The sequence below is a fragment of the Rhizobium leguminosarum genome, assembly GCF_001679785.1.
Lineage (GTDB): Bacteria > Pseudomonadota > Alphaproteobacteria > Rhizobiales > Rhizobiaceae > Rhizobium > Rhizobium leguminosarum_R.
This window is the reverse complement of the sequence record NZ_CP016289.1, coordinates 38,201-61,627: the sequence shown is the minus strand read 5'-3', so window position 1 is coordinate 61,627 and position 23,427 is coordinate 38,201. Positions and strand designations below refer to the sequence as shown.

Annotated in this window: 22 protein-coding genes; 9 read left to right on the top strand and 13 right to left on the bottom strand. The window is 62.7% G+C overall.

Annotated elements, in window-relative coordinates; all coding sequences use genetic code 11:
• Nucleotides 1-291 precede the first annotated feature (291 nt).
• Entirely contained in the window at nucleotides 292-1,308 is a 1,017-nt protein-coding gene (locus BA011_RS31835; protein ID WP_065283804.1) for a porin, read from the top strand.
• Nucleotides 1,309-1,392: 84 nt separating this feature from the next.
• Here BA011_RS31835 and BA011_RS31830 read toward each other — a convergent pair whose 3' ends face one another.
• From BA011_RS31830 to BA011_RS42880, 8 genes are all read right to left on the bottom strand, one after another.
• The gene (locus BA011_RS31830; protein WP_065283803.1) at nucleotides 1,393-1,848 is read right to left on the bottom strand and encodes a PTS sugar transporter subunit IIA; all 456 of its coding nucleotides are present in this window, start codon (nucleotides 1,846-1,848) and stop codon (nucleotides 1,393-1,395) included.
• A gap of 56 nt (nucleotides 1,849-1,904) precedes the next feature.
• The gene (locus BA011_RS31825) at nucleotides 1,905-2,597 is read right to left on the bottom strand and encodes a response regulator transcription factor (RefSeq protein ID WP_065283802.1); all 693 of its coding nucleotides are present in this window, start codon (nucleotides 2,595-2,597) and stop codon (nucleotides 1,905-1,907) included.
• On the bottom strand, nucleotides 2,594-5,302 hold the full coding sequence (locus BA011_RS31820; protein WP_065283801.1) for a sensor histidine kinase: 2,709 nt from the start codon (nucleotides 5,300-5,302) through the stop codon (nucleotides 2,594-2,596). Before BA011_RS31820 ends, BA011_RS31825 begins: the two co-directional genes overlap by 4 nt.
• 176 nt (nucleotides 5,303-5,478) lie before the next feature.
• Entirely contained in the window at nucleotides 5,479-6,048 is a 570-nt protein-coding gene (gene kdpC / locus BA011_RS31815) for a potassium-transporting ATPase subunit KdpC (protein WP_065283800.1), read from the bottom strand.
• Between the two features lie 34 nt (nucleotides 6,049-6,082).
• On the bottom strand, nucleotides 6,083-8,143 hold the full coding sequence (gene kdpB, locus BA011_RS31810) for a potassium-transporting ATPase subunit KdpB (RefSeq protein WP_065283799.1): 2,061 nt from the start codon (nucleotides 8,141-8,143) through the stop codon (nucleotides 6,083-6,085).
• Nucleotides 8,144-8,187: 44 nt separating this feature from the next.
• Nucleotides 8,188-8,343 (bottom strand): hypothetical protein, encoded by a 156-nt coding sequence (locus tag BA011_RS44575; protein WP_017957997.1) that lies wholly within the window; start codon nucleotides 8,341-8,343, stop codon nucleotides 8,188-8,190.
• Nucleotides 8,344-8,352: 9 nt separating this feature from the next.
• Nucleotides 8,353-10,056: a potassium-transporting ATPase subunit KdpA gene (gene kdpA / locus BA011_RS31805; RefSeq protein WP_065283798.1), complete on the bottom strand. Its 1,704-nt coding sequence runs from the start codon at nucleotides 10,054-10,056 to the stop codon at nucleotides 8,353-8,355.
• Nucleotides 10,057-10,125: 69 nt separating this feature from the next.
• Complete coding sequence (locus tag BA011_RS42880; RefSeq protein ID WP_003547774.1) at nucleotides 10,126-10,215, bottom strand: K(+)-transporting ATPase subunit F; 90 nt, start codon at nucleotides 10,213-10,215, stop codon at nucleotides 10,126-10,128.
• A gap of 437 nt (nucleotides 10,216-10,652) precedes the next feature.
• Here BA011_RS42880 and BA011_RS31795 point away from each other — a divergent pair, with 437 nt between their 5' ends.
• The gene (locus tag BA011_RS31795) at nucleotides 10,653-11,696 is read left to right on the top strand and encodes an NAD(P)-dependent alcohol dehydrogenase (protein WP_065283796.1); all 1,044 of its coding nucleotides are present in this window, start codon (nucleotides 10,653-10,655) and stop codon (nucleotides 11,694-11,696) included.
• 15 nt (nucleotides 11,697-11,711) lie between these two features.
• Here the strand turns inward: BA011_RS31795 and BA011_RS31790 are convergent, their stop codons facing one another.
• The 4 genes from BA011_RS31790 to BA011_RS31775 all read right to left on the bottom strand — a co-directional run bounded on the left by BA011_RS31790 (nucleotide 11,712) and on the right by BA011_RS31775 (nucleotide 15,423).
• The gene (locus BA011_RS31790) at nucleotides 11,712-12,281 is read right to left on the bottom strand and encodes a DedA family protein (protein ID WP_065283795.1); all 570 of its coding nucleotides are present in this window, start codon (nucleotides 12,279-12,281) and stop codon (nucleotides 11,712-11,714) included.
• A 43-nt stretch (nucleotides 12,282-12,324) separates the two neighbouring features.
• On the bottom strand, nucleotides 12,325-13,686 hold the full coding sequence (locus tag BA011_RS31785) for an FAD-containing oxidoreductase (RefSeq protein WP_065283794.1): 1,362 nt from the start codon (nucleotides 13,684-13,686) through the stop codon (nucleotides 12,325-12,327).
• Nucleotides 13,683-14,144: a DUF4126 family protein gene (locus tag BA011_RS31780; RefSeq protein ID WP_065283793.1), complete on the bottom strand. Its 462-nt coding sequence runs from the start codon at nucleotides 14,142-14,144 to the stop codon at nucleotides 13,683-13,685. Before BA011_RS31780 ends, BA011_RS31785 begins: the two co-directional genes overlap by 4 nt.
• Before the next feature lie 91 nt (nucleotides 14,145-14,235).
• Nucleotides 14,236-15,423, bottom strand: coding sequence for an acyl-CoA dehydrogenase (locus BA011_RS31775; RefSeq protein ID WP_065283792.1), 1,188 nt, complete (start codon nucleotides 15,421-15,423; stop codon nucleotides 14,236-14,238).
• Between the two features lie 173 nt (nucleotides 15,424-15,596).
• On the opposite strand from BA011_RS31775, the gene BA011_RS31770 reads away from it, so the two are divergent.
• Nucleotides 15,597-15,935, top strand: coding sequence for a cupin domain-containing protein (locus tag BA011_RS31770; protein WP_011655128.1), 339 nt, complete (start codon nucleotides 15,597-15,599; stop codon nucleotides 15,933-15,935).
• 49 nt (nucleotides 15,936-15,984) lie between these two features.
• Here BA011_RS31770 and BA011_RS31765 read toward each other — a convergent pair whose 3' ends face one another.
• Entirely contained in the window at nucleotides 15,985-16,938 is a 954-nt protein-coding gene (locus BA011_RS31765) for a LysR family transcriptional regulator (protein WP_065283791.1), read from the bottom strand.
• A 174-nt stretch (nucleotides 16,939-17,112) separates the two neighbouring features.
• On the opposite strand from BA011_RS31765, the gene BA011_RS31760 reads away from it, so the two are divergent.
• From BA011_RS31760 to BA011_RS31735, 6 genes are all read left to right on the top strand, one after another.
• The gene (locus tag BA011_RS31760; RefSeq protein ID WP_065283790.1) at nucleotides 17,113-18,318 is read left to right on the top strand and encodes an ABC transporter substrate-binding protein; all 1,206 of its coding nucleotides are present in this window, start codon (nucleotides 17,113-17,115) and stop codon (nucleotides 18,316-18,318) included.
• Nucleotides 18,319-18,323: 5 nt separating this feature from the next.
• Nucleotides 18,324-19,106 (top strand): ABC transporter ATP-binding protein, encoded by a 783-nt coding sequence (locus BA011_RS31755; protein ID WP_065283789.1) that lies wholly within the window; start codon nucleotides 18,324-18,326, stop codon nucleotides 19,104-19,106.
• Nucleotides 19,106-19,807, top strand: coding sequence for an ABC transporter ATP-binding protein (locus tag BA011_RS31750; RefSeq protein ID WP_065283788.1), 702 nt, complete (start codon nucleotides 19,106-19,108; stop codon nucleotides 19,805-19,807). The genes BA011_RS31755 and BA011_RS31750 overlap by 1 nt, the downstream gene beginning before the upstream one ends.
• A 4-nt stretch (nucleotides 19,808-19,811) precedes the next feature.
• Nucleotides 19,812-20,699, top strand: a complete 888-nt coding sequence (locus tag BA011_RS31745) for a branched-chain amino acid ABC transporter permease (protein ID WP_003547797.1) — start codon at nucleotides 19,812-19,814, stop codon at nucleotides 20,697-20,699.
• A gap of 1 nt (nucleotide 20,700) precedes the next feature.
• Nucleotides 20,701-21,690 (top strand): branched-chain amino acid ABC transporter permease, encoded by a 990-nt coding sequence (locus BA011_RS31740; RefSeq protein ID WP_065283787.1) that lies wholly within the window; start codon nucleotides 20,701-20,703, stop codon nucleotides 21,688-21,690.
• Nucleotides 21,691-21,822: 132 nt separating this feature from the next.
• Complete coding sequence (locus tag BA011_RS31735; protein ID WP_065283786.1) at nucleotides 21,823-23,418, top strand: GMC family oxidoreductase; 1,596 nt, start codon at nucleotides 21,823-21,825, stop codon at nucleotides 23,416-23,418.
• Nucleotides 23,419-23,427 lie beyond the last annotated feature (9 nt).

Below are 23,427 nucleotides of genomic sequence, written 5' to 3'. Positions count from 1 at the left end.
TTCCGGCCGGGGTGTTAGAATGCCATTCCATTTAAGAAGCAATTTGGAAATGGACGTGCCGAAGTTGGCCGCGGCCAATCGGTCGCCGTCCGGCCCCTGCCGCAAGGTCGTGTTTTTTTGGCCACAGTTCCTCCACGAAAGCGACATGGTGATGCAGATTTTTGCCAGGATTTTGCCGCGATGACACTTGCGGATTCCTATATGGCTCCCGTGCGGCCGTATTCGCTGACCGCTACGCGGGGGTACCCTTGAAGTGCGCCTCGCATTCCAAACCTGTTAGGGCCATTCAAAATGAATATCAGAACTATCCTTTTTGCCTCCGTTGCCGCCCTTGCCGCGGCCTCCGGAGCCCGCGCAGCCGACGCCATCGTGGCGGCGGAACCCGAGCCCGTGGAATATGTTCGCGTTTGCGACGCCTACGGTACCGGCTATTTTTATATTCCGGGGACGGAAACATGCCTTTCGATCGGCGGTTACATCCGTACCGAAGTGCGCTTCGGTGAGCAGATATCCGGCGATTCCGACGTAGATTTCTGGACTCGTGGTCAGGTCACCTTCCAGACCAAGAACGACACCGAATACGGTACGCTCACCGGCGTCATCACCCTGCGTTACAATGTCGACAATGCCTCCGATCAGGAAGCTTTGCTTGATGAAGGCTATCTCGACATCGCCGGTTTCCGCGCCGGTAAACTGTACAGCTGGTGGGATGACGACATGAGCGGCGAGACCGATACGCTCGCCAGCAACGAGACGACCCACAACTCGATCCGTTATCAGTACGAGAATGGCGCTTTCGCGGCCGGCATTTCGGTCGACGAACTCGAAGACGACTACGCCACCAAGCCGGGCGAAGGCCCGAACAACTTCGGTGTCGCAGGCCAGGTCTCCTACAAGGCCGGCGCCATCAGCGCTTACCTGCTTGCCGGTTATGACACCGACACCAGCGAAGTCGCTGTCCGCGGTATCGTCTATGCCGACATCGGCCCGGGCACGCTCGGCATTGCCGGCGTATGGGCAAGCGGCGCCAACTACTACTACGAAGAGTCCGAATGGACGATCGCAGCAGAATATGCCTTGAAGGTCAACGACAAGTGGTCGGTCACCCCGGGCTTCCAGTACTTCGAGAACATCGCTCTCGAGGCTGACGGCAACGGCTTCACCGGCGGCAGCGCCTACACGACCGGTGTCACCATCGACTACCAGATCGTCGAAGACCTGCGTTCGAAGCTCAGCGTGCAATATCACGATGAGGATGAAGGCGACGACGAAGTGTTCGGCTTCCTGCGCTTCCAGCGCGATTTCTAAGATAGTCTGATTGCAGACAAGCGGGCGCGGCCTTCGGGCCGCGCCTTTTTTATGATGCCGAGAAGTGTGAGCGGTTTTGGGGCGTCATACCCGTGAATCGGCGATGAAATCGGAATAGAATTCGTCGACCGTTCTTGCCTTGCGCATGGCGGCAAGCACGCCGTCCGATTGCAGCCGCCTGGCGATGGCGGACAGCACGTTCAGATATTCGCCGCGATTGGTTTCCCCGAAGAGCAGCACGACGGCGATGTCGGTCGGGATATCGTCGATCGCCTCGAAATCCAGCGGCTGGGCAAAGCGGATGAGCAGGCCGCGCGGGCTGGTCATGCCGTCGATCGCCGCATGCGGGATGGCGATGCCGTTGCCGATGCCGGTGGAGCCGAGCTTCTCACGCGCTTCGAGCGCCTTCAGGATGGTCTGGCCATCAACGGAGAAAGCCTTGGCGGCTTTGTCCGCTATAGTCTGCAGCGCGCGCCATTTGGTCGGCGCAGACACGCCGATGAAGGTGTGTTCCGGCCGGATGATGTTGGGAAGGTTCATGTCATTCTCGATACTGTTCGGCTCGATACTGTTCGGGCAGCGGGAGGGAGGGGATGTCAATCCGGTTCCCTGAGCCGGTAGCCGACGCCGGTCTCCGTGGTGATATAGTGCGGCTGGTCCGGAATCTGCTCGACCTTTTGCCGCAGCTGCCGGACATAGACGCGCAGATACTGCACGTCAGCCGCCGGCCCCCATATCTGCTTTAGAAGAAACTGGTGTGTCAGCACCTTGCCGGCATGCTGGGCGAGCACGCGCAGGATGTCGTATTCCTTCGGCGACAGCTTTATTTCCGCGCCTTCGACCCTGACCACGCGCTTGACGAGATCGATCGACAGGCCGCCGGTCTGGAAGATCGCCTTTTCGCCCTGCTGCTGCAGGCGGTGGCGCAGCGCCACACGGATGCGGGCGCCGAGCTCGTTGATGCCGAAGGGCTTGGTGACGTAATCGTCGGCGCCGCTTTCCAGCGCCTTGACGATGCCGGCCTCGTCGGTGCGGCTGGAGAGAATGACGACGGGCATGGAAAGCCCTTCGTCGCGCCACTCCTGCAGCAGATCGTAGCCTGATTTGTCGGGCAGGCCGAGGTCGAGCACGATGAGGTCGGGCATGTCGGCGGCGACCGACTGACGGGCGGCGCTGGCGTTCGGCGCCTCCTGCACCTCGTAGCCCTGCGCGGTCAGGCCGACGCGAAGCAGCTTGCGGATCGGAGGCTCGTCGTCGACGACGAGGATTTTGACGGCTGAACCGGTCATCTGAGTTCATCCAGTTTCGGAATGTCGGTGGGTTTCGGCAGGCGGATGGTGAAGACGGCGCCCGGACGGCCCGTCCGGTTGCCGGCGGTGATCGTGCCGCCCATCGCCTCGATGAAGCCGCGGCAGATGGAAAGGCCAAGCCCGGTGCCGGCGCGCACCTGATCGCCCTTGCGCACGCGGTAGAAGGTGTCGAAGACGCGGGTGAGATCGGCCGGCGGGATGCCCGGGCCTTCGTCCGAAATCTGCACGACGACGTTGTCGGCATCGGCCCAGCCGCCGATATGGATTACCGATCCCTCGGGCGCGTATTTCGCGGCATTGTCGAGCAGGTTGAAGATCACCTGCTCGAACAGGACAGGATCGACGCGCACCATCGGCAGGTCGGCGGGAATGCTCATCTCGGTCTTGTGGTGATCGAGGATCTTTGCGGCACGGCGCAGCGCGCTGCCGACGATGTCTCCGGCATAATGCAGCGCGTGGTTCGGCTCCATCGCGCCGGATTCGATCTTGGTCATGTCGAGCAAGTTGGCGATAAAGCGGTTGAGGCGTTCGGATTCGTCGACGACGGTCGACAGCAGGTCGCTGCGATCTTCCTCCGGCATCGAGGCGAAATAATCGCGCAGCGTGCCGGCGGCGCCGAGGATGGCGGCAAGCGGCGTCTTCAGGTCGTGCGAAATCGATGTCAGCAGGGCCGAGCGCAACCGGTCCGCTTCGGCCGCAAGTCTTGCCCGGTCGACATCGGCGACGAGCTGGATGCGTTCGATGGCAAGGGCCGCCTGGTCGGCCAGCGCATCCAGCAGCCGCTGTTGCTCCGGCGTCAGCAGCGGTCCGTCGCGGCGGTCGCTGTCGAGGCCGATGACACCGACAGCGGTGCGCCCGGTTCGGAGCGGCACATAGAGGCGTTTGGCGCCGGGTAGGGTATCGGCGCCGCGGCCGGCGGCATGATTGTGCTCCCAGGCCCAGCGGGCGGCGGCGATATCGGCGTCGTCGAGCGTATCATCCGGCGGATAACCGGCCTTGACGGCGATGGTGCCCTCTTCCGGCAGCAGCAGGACGACACGGACCTTCAGCATCGAGGCGAGCTGGAAGGCGGTCGCCCAGAGCACGTCGTCGAGCGTGCCGGTGCCGGCGAGCTTCTTCGAGAAGAGATAGAGGTCCTCGGTCGTGCGCGCCCTCTGGCGGGCGGCGGCGGCCTGACGCTGCACGGTCGCTGTCAGATTGCTGGCGATGATGGCGACGCCCAGGAAGAAGAACAGGGCAAGCACGCTTTCCGGATCGCTGATCGTCAGCGTGTAACGCGGCGGCAGGAAGAAGAAGTTGAAGGACAGCGCACTGAGGATGCAGCTGTAGAGTGCCGGCCGCAGGCCGTGGAGAACGGCGGAGGTCAGCACCGCCATCAGGAAGACGAGGGCGAGGTTGCGCACGTCGAGCACTTGGTCGAGCACGACGCTGACGCCGAGCGCGATGGCGACATAACCGGTTGCCAGCAGGTAGGCCCTGAAATCCAGCTCAGGCGCAACGGCCGCAGCCCTGACGCCACGCGCGGTGGTGCCGTCCTTCTCGTTGCCTGAAATGACATGGACGCTGATCTCGCCGGTCTTGCGGATCAGCTCGTCGGTGATCGAACGGCTCCACCAGTCGCGCCAAGTCGGTTTCTTCGGGGCGCCGATGACGATGTGGGTGACGTTGTTGGCGGTGGCGTGGCGGACGAGCTCTTCGGCCACTTCGCGGCCGGGAAGGGTGATCGCCTCGCCGCCGAGCTGCTCCGCAAGGCGCAGTGTGGCGGCGACCGTATCGCGCTCGGCTTCGGTAAGATTGATCGAGCGGTTGGTCTCGATATAGACGGCAGCCCAGGGCGCGCGCAGCCGCGAGGCCATGCGGGCGGCATAACGCACCAGCGAAGCGGAGCGCGGATGGTGGTCGACCGAGACGAGAACGCGTTCGCCCGCCGCCCAGGGGCCTGATATGGCATGGGCCTGCATGTGCGTGAGCAACTGGTCGTCGACGCGCTGGGCGGTCTTGCGCAGCGCAAGTTCTCTGAGCGCCGTCAGGTTGCCGGGCGTGAAATAATTGGTCAGCGCTCGCTCGGCAGTGCGCGGCATGTAGACCTTGCCGTCATGCAGGCGCTTGATCAGATCATCCGGCGTCAGGTCGATGATCTCGACGTCGTCGGCAAGATCGATGATCGAGTCCGGCACCGTCTCGCGCACGCGGATGCGGGTGATCTGCGAGACGACGTCGTTCAGGCTCTCGACGTGCTGGATGTTCAGCGTCGTATAGACGTTGATGCCGCGATCGAGCAATTCCTTGACGTCGAGGTAGCGCTTCGGATGGCGGCTGCCCTCGGCATTGGTGTGGGCGAGTTCGTCGACCAGCACGAGATCCGGCCGGCGGGCGAGGATGCCGTCGAGGTCCATTTCCTCGAGCGGCCGGCCCTTATAGCTGATTTCGACGCGAGGGATGATTTCGAAGCCGGCGACGAGCGCTTCGGTCTCCTTGCGGCCATGGGTCTCGACGACGCCGATGACGACATCGAGACCGTCGGCGATCTTGGCACGACCGGAGACGAGCATCTCGTAGGTCTTGCCGACGCCGGGGGCGGCACCCAGAAAGATCTTCAGACGGCCGCGCGTTTCGGCCCGGGCTTTTTCGAGAAGCGCATCGGGCGAGGGCCTGCCGGCCTGGTCGCGGTTGTCGTCTGGCATGTGGTTCGGTCTTTCCTGTCGGCGAGGCTTGCTCCAACTTCCTCATCCCTGTGCTTGTCACAGGGATCCAGCAGCGCCGCGTCTGCGGCGCTAAGGACTCTTTCACGCGAAGGACTTCGCGTAGCTGGATTCCTGTGACAAGCACAGGAATGAGGGCGAAGGTATAAGCCGCAACGTCACTGAGTCATAGAAGCATCAAGGCTCTGATTCAACGCCAGAACATTGACCGTAGGTTCGCCGAGAATGCCGATCTCGCGGTCTTGAACGGCGCCGTCGACCAGCGCCTTGACCTTGGCCTCGTCCAGGCTTCGCGCCTTGGCAACACGCGCCACCTGGAAATAGGCAGCCTCTGGCGAGATATCGGGATCGAGGCCGCTGCCCGAAGCGGTGACGAGGTCGGCGGGCACCTGCGCGATTGGGTTCGTCGCCTTGGCGGCCTCATAGTCGCCCTTGACGCGGTCGATCAGCTTCTGGCTGGTCGGGCCGAGGTTGGAGCCGCTGGAGGCGGCCGCATTATAGCCGTCGCCGGCGGCCGAAGGACGGCCGTGGAAATATTTGTCGCTGGTGAAAGCCTGGCCGATCAGCGTCGAGCCGATCACCTGGCCGTTTTTCTCGATCAGGCTGCCGTTCGCCTGGGTGGGGAACAGGGCCTGGGCGGCACCCGTCATGGCGAGCGGATAAAGCAGGCCGGTGATGGCGGTGGTGGCAACGATCATGACGACCGCCGGACGAAGTTCTTTCAACATTGTCTTACTCCTTCGAGTGTTCAGACGGAATCCGTTAGGCAAGGCCGAGGGCTGCGACAGCCATATCGATCGCCTTGATGCCGATGAAGGGGACGATGATGCCGCCGGCACCATAGATCAGCAGGTTGCGCGACAAGAGCGCGCCGGCGCCGATCGGACGGTAGCGCACACCCTTCAGCGACAGCGGGATCAGCGCGATGATGATCAGCGCGTTGAAAATGATCGCCGAGAGGATGGCGCTTTGCGGCGTCGAAAGTCCCATGATGTTCAAGACGCCGAGCTGCGGATAGAAGGTCAGGAACATCGCCGGGATGATGGCGAAATACTTGGCGATGTCGTTGGCGATCGAAAAGGTCGTCAGCGCGCCGCGCGTCATCAACAGCTGTTTGCCGATCTCAACGATCTCGATGAGCTTCGTCGGGTCCGAGTCGAGATCGACCATATTGCCGGCCTCGCGGGCGGCGACCGTACCGGTGTTCATGGCGACGCCGACATCGGCCTGGGCAAGTGCGGGCGCATCATTGGTGCCATCGCCGCACATGGCGACGAGCTTGCCCTTCGACTGTTCCTCGCGCATCAGCGCCAGCTTCATTTCCGGTGTTGCCTGGGCGAGGAAGTCGTCGACGCCGGCCTCGGCGGCAATGGCGGCTGCCGTCAGCGGGTTATCGCCTGTGATCATCACGGTGCGGATGCCCATGCGGCGCAGCTCGGTGAAGCGCTCGCGGATACCGCCCTTGACGATGTCCTTCAGCTGGATGACGCCGAGCAGCCTGCCATCGCGGGCGACGGCGAGCGGCGTGCCGCCTGATTTGGCGACCTCGTCGGCGATCGACTGCAGTTCGCGCACGACCTCGCTGCCGTTCTTCGAGGATGCATCGCCGTTGACATAGGTCAGCACGGCATCGACCGCACCCTTGCGGATCGAGGCTCCTTCGAGATCGACGCCGCTCATGCGAGTCTGGGCGGTGAAGGGCACGAAGGTTGCTTTCAGGCTTGCCATGTCGCGGCCGCGGATCGCGTATTTTTCCTTGGCGAGCACGACGATGGAACGACCTTCCGGCGTTTCGTCGGCAAGCGAGGCGAGCTGGGCGGCATCGGCGAGATCCTGTTCGGACACGCCGCGAACCGGGCGGAAGGTCGTCGCCTGGCGATTGCCGAGGGTGATCGTGCCCGTCTTGTCGAGCAGCAGCGTGTCGACGTCGCCGGCGGCTTCGACCGCGCGGCCGGACATGGCGAGCACGTTGAAGCGGACGAGGCGGTCCATGCCGGCGATGCCGATTGCCGAGAGCAGCGCGCCGATCGTCGTCGGGATCAGGGTGACGAAGAGGGCGACGAGCACGATGATCGGGATCGAGCCGCCGGCATAGATGGCAAAGCTCGGGATCGTCGCGGTGGCAAGTACGAAGATCAGCGTCATACCGGCGAGCAGGATGTTGAGCGCGATCTCGTTCGGCGTCTTCTGGCGCTCCGCACCTTCGACGAGCGCGATCATCCGGTCGAGGAAAGTCGAGCCGGCAGCCGCGGTGATGCGAACGCGGATCCAGTCGGACAGCACCTGCGTGCCGCCGGTCACCGCCGAGCGGTCGCCGCCGGATTCGCGGATAACAGGGGCGGATTCGCCTGTTATCGCCGCTTCGTTGACGGAGGCTACACCTTCGATGACTTCGCCGTCCGACGGGATGATGTCGCCGGCCTCGACAAGCACGAGGTCGCCAACCTTGAGGCTGGTGCCCGGCACCATGCGATAGCCGCTGCCATTATTGGCGGTGAGCAGTTTGGCCTGGGTTTCGGTGCGCGCCTTGCGCAGCGAATCCGCCTGCGCCTTGCCGCGGCCTTCGGCGACGGCTTCGGCGAAATTGGCAAACAGCACGGTGAACCAGAGCCAGAGATTGATCTGGAACGAGAAGCCGAGATTGCCGTTGCCCGCCACCAGATCGCGCAGGAAGAGGACGGTGGTCAGCACCGAGACGGTGGCCACGACGAACATGACCGGGTTTCTGGCGAGCGCGCGGGGGTTGAGCTTCTTGAAAGCGGCCCCCACGGCCGGAATGAGGATGCGAGAATCCATGACGCTCGCGGATTTTGCCTGGCTCATAAGAGACTCCAGCTTTGAAACGAGGATGGCGAACCGGAAGCCGGTCAGCCCTGTAGGATTTTGAAGATGGCCGCGATGACGAGGAGGCCTGCCATCATCACCAGGATGATGTCGGAGGCGCGGGTCGTCGGGCCATTCCCTCGTCCCGGCGCACCGGGACGAGGGTGGAAGGCGTTGCGAAGCCTGTGACGGAGGATCATGGCATCACCTCAGAAGGTCTGGCCGGCGATCATGACCAGGTGCTCGACGACCGGGCCAAGCGCCAAGGCCGGGAAGAAGGTCAGGCCGCCGACGATCAGGATTGTGCCGACAAGCAGGCCGACGAAGAGCGGACCGTCGGTCGGGAAGGTGCCTGCCGAGGCCGGAACCGTCTTCTTGGCGATCAGCGAGCCGGCGATGGCAAGCGCCGGAATGATGACCAGGAAGCGCCCGGCGAGCATGCCGATGCCGAGTGTCACGTTGTACCAGGGCGTATTGCCCGTCAGGCCGCCGAAAGCCGAGCCGTTATTGGCTGCCGCCGACGTGTAGGCATAGAGGATTTCGGAGAAGCCGTGCGGGCCGGCGGTGCCGATCGAGGCAACGGCGGAAGGCATCACCGTGGCGATCGCGGTGAAGACCAGCATAGCGAGCGGCAGGCAGAGGATGGCGAGAACGGCCATCTTCATTTCCTTCGCCTCGATCTTCTTGCCGAGATATTCCGGCGTGCGGCCGACCATCAGGCCGGCGACGAAGACGGCGACGATGATGAAGAGCAGGATGCCGTAGAAGCCCGCGCCGACACCGCCGACGATGATTTCGCCGAGCTGCATGTTGATCAGCGGGATGAGGCCGCCAAGCGCGGTAAAGCTGCCATGCATGGCATTGACCGCGCCGCAGGAGGCGGCCGTAGTGATGACGGCAAAGAGCGAAGACAGGGCGACGCCGAAGCGGACCTCCTTGCCTTCCATATTGCCGCCACCAAGACCGAAGGCATGCATCAGCGGGTTGCCGGCAGCTTCGGCCCAATAGGTGATACCGACACCGGCGATGAACAGCACGCCCATCGTGGCAAGGATCGCCCAGCCCTGGCGCTGGTTGCCGACCATGCGGCCGAAGACGTTGGTCAAAGCCGCGCCGATCGCGAAGATCGAGACCATCTGGATGAGGTTGGAGATCGCGTCGGGATTTTCGAATGGATGGGCCGAATTGGCGTTGAAGAAGCCGCCGCCATTGGTGCCGAGCATCTTGATCGCAAGCTGCGAGGCGACAGGCCCGATGGCAATCGTCTGCTGCGCGCCTTCGAGCGTGGTCGCATTGACATAAGGTCCAAGCGTCTGCGGCACGCCGAGATAGACGTAGACGATGGTCAGCACGATACAGATCGGCAGCAGGATGTAGAACGTGCCGCGGATCATATCGACCCAGAAATTGCCGATCGCCTTGCCCGACGCTCGTGCGAAGGCACGGATGAAGGCGACAGCGATCGCCATGCCGGTCGCGGCCGACAGGAAGTTCTGCACCGTGAAGCCGGCCATCTGGGTCAGATACGACATGGTGCTTTCGCCGCCGTAATTCTGCCAGTTGGTGTTCGTGGGAAAGCTGACGGCGGTATTAAACGAAAGCTCGGGCGGGACGGCGGCCATGCCCGCCGGATTATAGGGCAGGATGTCCTGCAGGCGCAGGAGCGCGTAGAGGACGAGGACGCCGAGCAGGTTGAACATCAGCATCGCGAAGGCATAGGAGGTCCAGTGCTGTTCCTCGCGCTCGCTGGTGCCGGCAAGACGGTAAAGCCCCCGTTCGATCGGAACGAGGACCGGAGAGAGGAATGTGCGCTCGCCATTGTAGACACGCGTCATGTAACCGCCGAGCGGTTTGACGAGCACGAGGACGATCCCGCAGTAAAGCAGGATCTGAAGCCATCCGTTGAGGGTCATTTGGGGTAACTTTCAATTCCCGGCTGCTTCTCGGTCGCGCATGGGCGACCTCAGAAGCGCCAGTTTTCTTCAAAAGCGTTCTGGGCGAAGAAGAGCGTAGGTGAGGTAAACGGTGAGAAACACGGTTACGGCACCGCTCAAGACATAATCGAGGGTCATCGTCGCTTCTCCTGTCAAAGCCTGTCGCAGGCTCGGGTGTAGGCAAAGCACAGCGCGAAGAATATGATCGCGGTGCCGAGTAGAATGATATCCATCATGATCGTGACTCCTGTTGTTCTTCTTGGAGTCAGACAAGACAAAGGGCGCTGGGAGGCCGCCTTTCATGCTTTCTGGCGTGGAGATGATCTTTTCGATCTCTCGGCCATCAATATGGAGCCGAAGCGCATAAAGGTTCGAGACGGACGACAGGCCATCTATATAAAAATCTTATAAATGCCGTTGCGGGCCGCTCGCCATGATCCGCTTGAGCATTTTTTCATTTGTTGAGCAAAAGCCTTCTCAATCTGGTTGAATTCGGAAGGCTTCGGGCTTTATAGTCGGCTTCAGAACGCTGCCCGATGGAGTCATGGGCAAGCCACTAGGGAAGGAAACCGACGATGACCAAAGTCCGTGCGCTTGTCCTCGAGCGCCAGCATGAGCTTGCGCTCCGCGATATCGATCTGCCGCTCGAAACCGGCCCCGGCGAGGTGAAGATCAGGATCCACACGGTCGGCGTCTGCGGTTCGGACGTGCATTATTACACCCACGGCAAGATCGGCCCCTTCGTCGTCAACGCGCCGATGGTGCTCGGCCATGAAGCGGCGGGCACGGTGGTCGAGGTCGGCGCCGGCGTCACGCATCTGAAAGTCGGCGACCGCGTCTGCATGGAGCCTGGCATTCCCGATCCGAATTCCAAGGCAAGCCGGCTCGGCATGTACAATATCGACCCGGCCGTGACCTTCTGGGCGACCCCGCCGATCCACGGCGTGCTGACACCAGAGGTCGTGCATCCCGCCAATTACACTTTCAAGCTACCCGACAATGTCAGCTTTGCCGAAGGCGCCATGGTCGAGCCCTTCGCCGTCGGCATGCAGGCGGCCACCAAGGCGAAGATTACGCCTGGTGATACTGCCGTCGTCCTCGGCGCCGGGCCGATCGGCACGATGGTGGCGATCGCGGCGCTTGCCGGCGGCTGCGCCCGCGCCATCGTCGCCGATCTCGCCCAGCCGAAGCTCGATATCGCCGCGCAGTACCAAGGCGTCATTCCGGTCAATATCCGCGAGAAGAACCTGGCCGAAGAGGTCAGCAGGCTGACCGACGGCTGGGGCGCCGATGTCGTCTTCGAATGCTCCGGTTCGCCGAAGGCCTGGGAGACGATCATGGCGCTGCCGCGCCCGGGCGGCGTCATCGTCGTCGTCGGCCTGCCGGTCAACCCGATCGGCTTCGACGTCTCGACGGCATCCACCAAGGAAATCCGCATCGAGACGGTGTTCCGCTACGCGCACCAGTATGAGCGGTCGATCGCGCTGCTCGGCTCGGGACGCGTGGATCTGAAGCCGCTGATTTCCGAGACCTTTAAGTTCGAGGATTCGATCACGGCTTTCGATCGCGCTGTCGAGGCCCGACCGAGCGACGTGAAGCTGCAGATCGTGATGGAGTAGGGCGCTACAGCGCTTCTATGGGTGCTTGGCGCTCAGTTTCATCTTGCGAAAGGCAAGAGCCGCGGCTGCGACGACAGCCGCGGCTCCGACTGCAATCAGCAGATGACGATGAAGGGGAAGGTGGCCCAGTGTCTGTTGGATGCCGTGCCCGAAGAGATAACCGAGCGCCGTGAACAGCTGCCCCCATACCAGCGCGGCCACGGCATTCAGGATGACGAATTTACCGGTCGCTATTCGAGTCGTCCCGATGACGATCGGACTGATCGTCCGCAATCCCACCAGGAAACGAAACGCAAGGATGAAGCCTGTGGGGTATCTTTCCAGAAGCCCGGTGGCGCGCGCCAGCGCCGGCCTTTCCATCAGCCGGCGGACGAGACTCCATCGAGCGGCATAACGGCCGGCGAAGAACCAGAACTGATCGCCGGCGAAGGAGCCCGCCGTTGCCGCGAGCGACGCCGACCAATAGGTCAGCAGTCCACGATGGGAAATGACGCCGCCAAGGAAGGCCGCTGTTTCGCCTTCGAAGGCCGCACCCAGAAATATCGCCAACAGGCCGTAGTGCTCGATCAGCAGTTCGATAGACACTCAGCCCGCCTCCAGCTGTCGATTTCGAAGCATCAATTCATAGCTAAACCGGCTTCAAATCCCCAAGCAGCGTCGGGATCAGCTCCGACACCGTCGGATGGATCGGCACCGACCATTGCAATGCGGGGTAGGTCGTTCCCGCATTCATCGCGTCGATGATGCCGTGGATCACCTCGTCGCCCTCGATGCCGAGGATCGCCGCGCCGAGGATTTTTTTGGTCTCGGCGTCGGCGATCACCTTCATGAAGCCTTTGGTCTCGCCGCGCTCGTTGGCGCGGCCGACGCGGCTCATCGGCCGGGTCGAGATCATGATCTTTCGTCCGGAGGCGCGCGCCTGCTTCTCCGTCATGCCGACGCGGCCGAGCGGCGGGTCGATATAGAGCGCATAGGCCGGGATGCGGCTCGAGACCTTGCGATCGTCGCCGTCGAGCAGATTGGCTGCGGCGATCTCGAAATCATTATAGGAGGTGTGGGTGAAGGCGCCCCGGCCGTTGCAATCGCCGAGCGCCCAGATGCCGTCGACATTGGTGGCAAGGCTATCGTCGACGGTGATATAGCCGTGCTTGTCGGTGATGACTCCGGCGGCATCGAGGCCGAGATCGTCGGTGTTTGGCTTACGGCCGGTGGCAATCAGCACATGGCTCGCATCGATCCTCGCTGAATCGGTGGCGACCTTTATTCCGTCGCTGCTCTTGGCGAAGGCGATGTCGCTGGCGCCGGTATGAATGTCGATGCCCTCCGAGCGCAGGACATCGGCGATCGCGTCGGATATATCCTCGTCCTCGCGCGACGCGAGCTTCGGACCATGCTCGATGACGCTGACTTCGGCGCCGAAGCGGCGATACATCTGCGCGAATTCCAGCCCGATATAACTGCCGCCGATCACGGCCAGATGCCGGGGCAGCGTGTCGAGATGGATGATCGAGGTGCTGGTGAGATAGTCGATGTCGTTGACGCCTGATAGCTCGGGGATGACGGGGCGCGCGCCGACATTGAGGAAGATGCGCGGTGCGGTCAGCATCTCGCCGTTGACGCTGACGGTCTTCGGGTCCTCGAAACGGGCGTGGCCATAGATCACGGTCATGCCGTCCATGCCGGCGAACCAGCCGATCAGGCCGTTGCGGGCATTCATGGTCACCGTTTCGGCGCGCGCCCTGACCACCTTCATGTCGATGGCGATCTCGCCCGAGAGATTGACGCCGTAAACGGCGCCGTTTCTCGCGATATGGGCGGCGCGGGCGCTGGCGACCAGTGTTTTCGTCGGCATGCAGCCGGCATTGACACAGGTGCCGCCGAGGAACTTGCGCTCGATCAGGGCGACCTTCATGCCCTTTTCGACCATGCGGGCGGCAAGAAACGGGCCGGCCTGGCCGGCGCCGATAACGATGGCGTCGAAGCTTTTCATGCGACGGCCCCCACGATCAGCACCGCGCCGATGACGGCGACGGCATCCTCGATGAGAGCAGCCGGCAGATCCTTGGCGAAGGAGGCGGCAAGCCTGCTGCGAACGGCGGCGCCACCATATGTGCCAATGACGGCGCCGATCACGCCGGCAATCAGCCCGCCGAAGAGCAGGCTGCTGGCGGCGCCGATCGTCGCGCCGGCCAGTGCGCCCGTGACGATGCGAGCGCCGAATTGCACCGGCACCTTGCGCGACGGCGTCGACGGCAGCTGGTCGGTGATCAGTTCAACGACGGCGAGAAGCGTGAAGATCCACGGCGTCCATTGGTAACCCATAATGGCAAGCGGCGTCTGCGAGACATCGAACCATCCAAGCGCCGCGCCCCAGGCGACGGCGGCGGGCGCCGTCATCGCGCGAAGCCCGGCAATGACACCAATCAGCAATGCAAGAAGCAGAAACATGCATGATCCCCCTTTTTGCCGGCTCTTGCCGTCGTTGGGGAAGGTTGCACATTGTCAGGCGCGTGGCAATTCGCCCTTTTGCGCCAATGTGCTAGTTCGCAAAGGCGGCAATGCCTGTTATCGCCCGGCCGATGATCAGCGCGTGGATGTCGTGTGTGCCCTCATAGGTGTTGACCACCTCGAGGTTGACGAGATGACGGGCGATGCCGAATTCGTCGGAGATGCCGTTGCCGCCGAGCATGTCGCGGGCCGCCCGCGCGATCTCCAGCGCCTTGCCGCAGCTGTTGCGCTTGAGGATCGAGGTTAGCTCCACCGGCGGATGGCCTTCCTCCTTCATGCGGCCAAGCCGCAGGCAGCCCTGAAGGCCGAGCGAGATTTCCGCCGCCATGTCGGCGAGCTTCTTCTGGATCAGCTGGTTGGCGGCAAGCGGCCGGCTGAACTGCTTGCGCTCGAGCGTGTATTGCCGGGCTCTCGCATAACAATCCTCGGCCGCACCGAGCGCGCCCCAGGCGATGCCGAAACGGGCCGAGTTGAGGCAGGTGAACGGTCCCTTGAGGCCGGTCACATCAGGCAGAAGGTTTTCCTCAGGCACGAAGACCCCGTCCATCACCACCTCGCCGGTGATCGACGCTCGCAGGCCGACCTTGCCGTGGATCGCAGGCGCCGAAAGTCCTTTCCAGCCCTTTTCGAGGATGAAGCCGCGGATGAGGCCGTCCTCGGTCTTTGCCCAGACGACGAAGACATCGGCGATCGGCGCGTTGGAGATCCAGGTCTTCGAGCCGGTGAGGCTGTAGCCGCCGTCGACTTTTTTGGCGCGTGTCGCCATCGAGCCGGGGTCGGAGCCATGATCGGGTTCGGTCAGGCCGAAGCAGCCGATCCATTCGCCGGTGGCGAGTTTCGGCAGGTATTTCAGCTTCTGCGCTTCGGAGCCGAAGGTCTCGATCGGCACCATCACGAGCGAGGACTGGACGCTCATCATCGAGCGGTAACCGCTGTCGACCTTTTCGACCTCGCGGGCGATCAGGCCGTAGGCGACGTAACCGAGGCCGGCGCCGCCATAATCCGGCGAGATCGTCGGGCCGAGCAGGCCGAGTTCGCCCATTTCGCGGAAGATCTCAGGATCGGTCTTTTCATGGCGGAAGGCGTCGAGAACGCGGGGCGCGAGCTTTTCCTGCGCATAGGCGTGGGCGGTGTCCTGCACCATGCGTTCTTCGCTGGTCAGCTGCTCCACCAGGCGGAATGGATCGGCCCAGTCGAAAACCTCGCGCGTATGCTGCATGGTGGCGTCTCCTCATCACGGTTCACGCTTGCCTCGCTCAAGTTGGCCATAAACCCGCCAGCCGACCGCGTCAACAGAAGGTGGTCGCGCCAAAAGACCGGCCGCGCCATCTTTTCAAAAGCGTCGGCATGATCCACTTTGACCGCGATCGATTCTGGAACGAGGAGGCGGAAATGTCGTCAAGCGATCTGTTCGTATCGGCCGAAGGCGCCGAATGGGTCAATCCCGAGCCCGGCGTCGTCAGGCGCATCATGACCTATCTGCCCGAGATGATGATGGTGGAAGTGGCCTTCGAAAGCGGCGCCGTAGGTGCGGCCCATTCGCATCCGCACATCCAGGCCAGTTACGTCGCCGAAGGCAGTTTCGAAGTGACGATCGACGGCCGGACCGAGGTGCTCAAGCAGGGCGGCAGCTTCATCGTGCCCCCCAATCTGGTCCACGGCGTCAAGGCGCTGGAAAAGGGCCGGCTGATCGATGCATTCACTCCGCACCGGGCCGAATTCCTGAAATAGCGAGCATGATGCCGAACACTGTGAGCGGTTTTCGCGCGACACTCATGATTTAAATGTCCGTTCTTGTCCGGCGCGCCGGGCCGGCGGCGGTGACATAGGGCGGCACGAACCGCGCATCCTCACCGCGCACCGCCTCGCGCAGGAAATCGATGACGGCGCGCACGCGCGGCGCCTGTTTCAGGTCGCGGTGGCAGGTGATCCAGTAGTGGCGCTTGAGGTCGATCTCGTCTGGCAGCACGCGCACGAGTTCGGGATAGCGGCTCGCGAAGAAGTAGGGCAAGATGCAAAGGCCAAGGCCGTTTCTCGTAGCGGTCAGCTGCGCGAAGATACTGGAGCTCTGGAACTGCGGCTTGATGCGCGGGTGCACATCGCCGAGGTAATCGAGGCCCGGCGCGAAAATCATTTCCTCGATATAGCTGACAAAGGGATGCTCAAGCAGGTCTTCCCGGCAGGTGATCGGCGCGGCCTTTGCGAGATAATCGCGCGAGCCGTAGACCTGCAGGTGGTAGTCGGTCAGCTTTTCGGCAAAATAGGCGCCGCCTTTCGGCTCGTCGAGCACGACGGAAAGATCGGCTTCCTTGCGCGACAGCGACATGATCTGCTGGATCGTTACCAGCTCGAGCGAGAGATGCGGATGCTGGGCGGCAAATTGCGGCAGCACGGTCGCGAAGAAGAAATTGGCAAAGCCTTCCGGCGCGCTCAGCCGCACGAGGCCGCGCTGCGCCATCGAGCCGGCGGCAAGATCGGCGCGCAGCCGCTCGGTTTCCTGCTCCATCCTCTCGGCCGTCTCGACAAAGCGCGTGCCCATGGCGGTCAGCACATAGCCGCGCGGATTGCGCTCGAACAGCTTGACCTTGAGGGTGAACTCCAGCCGATCGATGCGGCGCGAGACGGTGGCATGGCTGGAACGCAGCTGACGGGCCGCGGTCGACAGCTGTCCGGTGCGGGCGACGGCTAGAAAAAACTGCAGATCGTCCCAAGTAAACTGCGGTGGATTGTTCATCGCGATCCCCTCTGTTCAAAAATGAACAGATACTGTTTGGAATTAGTTGTAAATCACCCGTTGCCTCAGGGCGGAATTTCCGTGATCGTAAGGTGAGGGTCCGTCGTTCTGAGGAATACGGCTGGCCAAATTTGAACAGATCCGCAATCTGGCCAATCTCTGGGAGGAGATCATATGCGTAAGAATTTCATTGCATCAGTTGCATTTCTGCTTGCGAGCAGCACTGCGGTGCTCGCGCAGAGCGCGACCGACGGCAAGGTCAAGATCGGCATCCTGAACGACCAGTCGGGTGTCTATGCCGATTTCGGCGGCAAGTCCTCCGTCGAAGCCGCCAAGATGGCGGTCGAGGATTTCGGCGGCAAGGTGCTCGACGTTCCGGTCGAGATCGTCGATGCCGACCACCAGAACAAGCCTGATATCGCCTCCAACATCGCCCGCCAGTGGTACGACACCGAGCAGGTGGATGCGATCATGGAACTGACGACGTCGTCCGTGGCGCTCGCCGTGCAGGCGATCGGCAAGGAGAAGAAGAAGATCGACATCGTCACGGGTGCGGCGACGACGGATCTCACCGGCAAGGCGTGCACGCCTTATGGCTTCCATTGGGCATACGACACCCATGCACTGGCCGTCGGCACCGGCGGCGCACTCGTCAAGCAGGGCGGCGACAGCTGGTTCTTCCTGACCGCCGATTATGCCTTCGGTTATTCGCTGGAGCAGCAGACCAGCGATTACGTCAAGTCGAGTGGCGGCAAGGTCGTCGGCGCCGTCCGCCATCCGCTGTCGAGCCAGGACTTCTCGTCCTTCCTGCTGCAGGCGCAATCATCCGGCGCCAAGGTGATCGGCCTTGCCAATGCCGGCCTCGATACGGCGAACGCCATCAAGCAGGCGGCCGAATTCGGCATCACCCAGGGCGGCCAGCATCTGGCGGCCCTGCTTTTCACGCTTGCCGAAGTCCATGGTCTCGGCCTCGAGGCGGCACAAGGGCTGACGCTGACGGAAGGTTATTACTGGAACCGCGACGACGAGAGCCGCGCCTTCGCCAAGAAGTTCTTCGCCCGCACCGGCAAGATGCCGAACATGATCCATGCCGGCACCTATTCGGCGGTAACGCAATATCTGAAGGCGGTGCAGAAAGCCGGCACCGACGAGACGGAAGCCGTCGCCAAGCAGCTGCATGAAATGCCGGTCGATGACGTCTTCGGCCGTGGCGGCACGGTCGGCGCCAATGGGCGCATGATCCACGACATGTATCTGCTGCAGGTCAAGAAGCCTTCCGAAAGCAAGGAGCCGTGGGATTACTTTAACGTGCTCGCCACCATTCCCGGCAAGGAAGCTTATATCGATCCCGCCAAGAGCGGCTGCGATCTGGTGAAGTAAGCACGATGGCGGTTTCCGCAATTGAAACTCAGGAAAAGCCGCGGGTGGTATTGTCCGCCCGCGGCCTGCGCCGCGATTTTGGGGGCTTCACGGCCGTCAAGAACGTCGATCTCGACGTGCATGATGCCAGCGTGCATGCACTGATCGGCCCGAACGGTGCCGGCAAGACGACGGTCTTCAACCTGCTGACCAAGTTCCTGCAGCCGACCTCAGGCACCATCAGCCTGATGGGCGTCGACATCACGAAAACGCCGCCCGACAAGGTGGCGCGCATGGGGCTGGTCCGCTCTTTCCAGATCTCGGCGGTCTTCCCGCATCTGACCGTTCTCGACAATGTGCGCGTGGCGCTGCAGCGGCCGAACAATCTTTCCACACAGTTCTGGCGGCCGCTTTCCGCTCTCGACCGGCTGAACGAGCGCGCCGAGCAACTGCTCGCCAGCGTCGGGCTTTCCAAGGAGCGCGATCATATCGCCGCCGATCTTTCCTATGGCCGCAAGCGCGTGCTGGAGATCGCCACCACACTGGCCCTCGATCCCAAGGTGCTGCTGCTCGACGAACCGATGGCCGGCATGGGGCAGGAGGATGTCGGCGTCGTCTCCTCGATCATCCGCGAGGTCGCCCGCGACCGCGCCGTATTGATGGTCGAGCACAATCTGTCTGTTGTCGCCAATATCTGCCAGCATGTCACCGTGCTGCAGCGCGGCGAGATCCTCGCTGAGGGCGATTATGCCACCGTCAGCCAGGACGAGCGCGTGCGTGTGGCCTATATGGGCACGGAGGAGCATTGATGGCCACTCTCCTCGAAGTCCAGGGACTCAATGCCTGGTACGGCGAAAGCCATGTCCTGCACGGCGTCGACATGCGCGTGGCCGAAGGCGAGACGATCACCATTCTCGGCCGTAACGGCGTCGGCAAGACGACGACGCTGCGCACCATCACCGGCATCGTGCGGGCCCGCAAGGGCAAGATCAGTTTTGACGGTAGCGATATGATGCAGGTGCCGCTGCACAAGACGGCGCATCGGGGCATCGGCTTCGTGCCGGAGGAGCGCGGCATCTTCTCGACGCTCACCGTTTCGGAAAACCTGCTGCTGCCGCCTGTCGTGGCAGGGGGCGGTATGACGCTCGACGAAATCTACGAGCTCTTCCCGAATCTTTACGAGCGCCGCGGCAGCCCGGGCACCAAACTATCCGGCGGCGAGCAGCAGATGTTGGCGATCGCCCGAATCCTGCGCACCGGCGTCAGGCTGCTCATTCTCGACGAACCGACGGAAGGGCTTGCCCCGGTTATCGTCCAGCGTATCGGCGAGGTGCTGCAGACGCTAAAAGGACGCGGCATGACGATCCTGCTCGTCGAGCAGAATTTCCGTTTCGCCAGCCGTATTGCCGATCGCTTCTATCTGATGGATCATGGGCAGATGGTGTCGGAATTCCCGGTGGGTGAACTGCCGCAGCGCATGGATACGCTGCACAAGGTCCTGGGAGTGTGACTAGATGACGATGATCTTCGGCATTCCCCTGCAGGCGCTGTTCGGCCAGCTGCTGATCGGTCTGATCAACGGCTCGTTCTACGCGCTGCTCAGCCTCGGCCTCGCCATCATCTTCGGCCTGCTCCGGGTAATCAACTTCGCCCATGGCGCGCAATATATGCTCGGCGCCTTTGTCGCCTATCTGCTGCTGACCTATGCCGGCATCGGCTACTGGCCGTCATTGATCCTGGCGCCCGTTATCGTCGGCCTTGCCGGTGCAATCATCGAGCGGCTGTTCCTGCGCCGGCTCTACGATCTCGATCCGCTCTACGGCCTGCTCTTTACCTTCGGGCTGGCGCTCGCGGTCGAGGGCACCTTCCGTTATCTCTACGGCTCTTCCGGCCAGCCCTATGCGACACCGGCAGCCCTTGCCGGCGGGGCCAACCTCGGCTTCATGTTCCTGCCGATCTATCGCGGCTGGGTGGTGGTCGTCTCGCTCGTCGTCTGCCTCGGCACCTGGCTGCTGATCGAGAAGACCAAGCTCGGGGCTTATCTCAGGGCGGCCACCGAAAACGCCGTGCTGGTGCAGGTCTTCGGCGTCAACGTGCCGGTGCTCTTGACGCTCACCTACGCGCTTGGCGCCGGTCTCGCCGCCTTTGCCGGCGTGCTGGCGGCGCCGATCTACCAGGTCTCGCCGCTGATGGGCTCGAACATGATCATCGTCGTCTTCGCCGTGGTCGTCGTCGGCGGCATGGGATCGATCATGGGCGCGATCATCACCGGTTATGTGCTCGGCATTGCCGAGGGCCTGACCAAGGTGTTCTATCCCGAGGCGTCCAACATTGTGATCTTCGTCATCATGGCGATCGTGCTTCTCATCAGGCCCGCGGGCCTCTTCGGACGGGATGCTTGACATGGCTGACATCACCGAAACCATCCGAACGGAAAAAAGCCGGACCGCCCTTTCGGTGCAGGCGGGTTTCCTGCTCGCCGGACTGCTGCTCCTGCTGCTGGCGCCGTTCTTTTTCTATCCGATCTTCCTGATGAAGCTGCTCTGCTTCGCGCTCTTTGCCTGTGCCTTCAACCTGCTGCTCGGCTATACCGGCCTGCTTTCCTTTGGCCATGCCACCTTCTTCGGCGGAGCTGCCTATTTCACCGCCTATACGGTGAAGGAATGGGGCCTGCCGCCGGAACTCGGCATCCTGATCGGCGTGGCGGGTGCGGCGTTTCTCGGGCTCGTCATGGGCTTCTTCGCCATCCGCCGCCAGGGCATCTATTTCGCGATGATCACTTTGGCGCTGTCGCAGATGTTCTTCTTCTTCTGCCTGCAGGCGGAATTCACCGAAGGCGAGGACGGCATTCAGTCGGTGCCGCGCGGCCACCTCTTCGGCTTCATCGATCTGAACAGCTCGACCAACATGTATTATTTCGTGCTGGCCGTCTTTCTCGTCGGCATCCTGATCATCTGGCGCTTTATCAATTCGCCCTTCGGCATGATCCTGAAATCGATCCGCGAGAACGAACAACGGGCGATCTCGCTCGGTTATTCCGTAGCGCGCTACAAGCTCGGCGCCTTCGTCATGTCGGCGGCGCTTGCCGGGCTCGCGGGCGCGGTGAAATCGATCGTTTTCCAGTTCGCGACGCTGACCGACGTTGCCTGGCAGATGTCGGGCGAGGTGATCCTGATGACGCTGCTCGGCGGCATCGGCACGCTGATCGGCCCGCTCTTCGGCGCCGGGCTGGTGGTGGTTCTGGAAAACTACCTCGCAACCTCGGAATTCCCGGTGACGATCATCACCGGCATCGTCTTCATGGTCTGCGTGCTGATCTTCCGCCGCGGCATCATCGGCGAATTCTACGCCTCGCGGATAGGGCGGAAACTGGGCTTCGTCTATCGCCGCTGAACGGGCGGACCTCTCTCTCCGGAAAGAAGCCCTCTTTTCCGGGAAAAGAGACGGGCGGCGGCGCTGCGACTCTTCCTCTCCCCGTGCTGCGGGGAGGGGGAAGCGGCAAGCATCTGGAGTCTCGTGCGGGGCATGGATCGTTACGACTACATCATCATCGGGGCAGGCAGCGCCGGCTGCGTGCTCGCCAACCGGCTGTCTGCCGATGGCCGGAGCCGGGTGCTGCTGCTCGAAGCCGGCGGCAGCGACAACTATCACTGGATCCATATTCCGGTTGGTTATCTCTATTGCATCAACAACCCGCGTACCGACTGGTGCTTCACCACGGCGCCGGAAGCAGGGTTGAACGGCCGGGCGCTGAGCTATCCGCGCGGCAAGGTTCTCGGCGGCTGTTCGTCGATCAACGGCATGATCTACATGCGCGGCCAGGCGCGCGATTACGATCTCTGGCGGCAGATGGGCTGCACTGGCTGGGGCTGGGACGATGTTCTGCCCTTTTTCCGTAAGTCGGAGGATTTTTATCGCGGCGAAGACGAGATGCATGGTGCCGGCGGCGAATGGCGCATCGAGAAAGCGCGTGTGCGCTGGGCGGTGCTCGATGCCTTCCAGCAAGCGGCCAGGGAAGCCGGCATTCCGGAAACCGCGGATTTCAACCGCGGCAGCAACGAGGGCTCCGGCTATTTCGACGTCAACCAGCGCTCCGGCATTCGCTGGAACACCTCGAAAGCCTTTCTGCGCCCCGCGATGAGGCGCTCCAACCTGACTGTCCTGACCAAGGCGCAGGTCCGGCGGCTGCTGGTGGAGGAAGGCGCCGTTGCCGGCGTTGAGTTCCAGCATCGTGGCGTGGCGAAACGCGCCTATGCGGCGAAAGAGACCGTCCTTTCGGCCGGTTCGATCGGTTCGCCGCATATCCTGGAACTGTCGGGCATCGGCAGGGGCGAGGTTCTCCAGCGGGCCGGCGTCGATGTCGTCACTGAGGTCAAGGGTGTCGGCGAGAACCTGCAGGACCATCTGCAGCTGCGTCTGGCCTACAAGGTGACGGGGGTTCCGACGCTGAACGAGAAGGCGACGAAGCTGATCGGCAAGGCGGCGATCGGGCTCGAATATCTCGTGCGCCGCTCCGGGCCGATGGCGATGGCGCCGAGCCAGCTCGGCATCTTCACCCGATCGGGCCCGGACCGGGAAACGCCCGACCTGCAATATCATGTGCAGCCGGTCTCGCTGGAGAAGTTCGGCGATCCCGTCCATCCTTTTCCGGCGATCACCGCGAGCGTCTGCAATCTCAGGCCGGAAAGCCGGGGTTCGGTGCATCTGTCGAGCCCCGATTTTGCCGCCCAGCCGACGATCAGCCCGAAATACCTCTCGACGCAGCGCGATCGTGACATAGCTGTTCGTTCAATACGGTTGACGCGCAGGATCGTCGCGCAGCCTTCGTTTGCCCGTTACAGGCCCGAGGAATTCAAGCCGGGGCCAGCCTATCAGACGGAGGCCGATCTGGAGCGGGCGGCGGGCGAGATCGGCACGACGATCTTTCATCCCGTCGGCACCTGCCGCATGGGCGCCGACCGGGACAGCGTCGTCGATCCCAGGCTGAGGCTTCGGGCGCTCGGCAAGCTGAGGATCGCCGATGCCTCGGTGATGCCGTCGATCACCTCGGGCAACACCAATTCGCCGACGATCATGATCGCCGAAAAGGCGGCGGCGATGATCCTCGAAGACAATCGATAGGAGAAGACC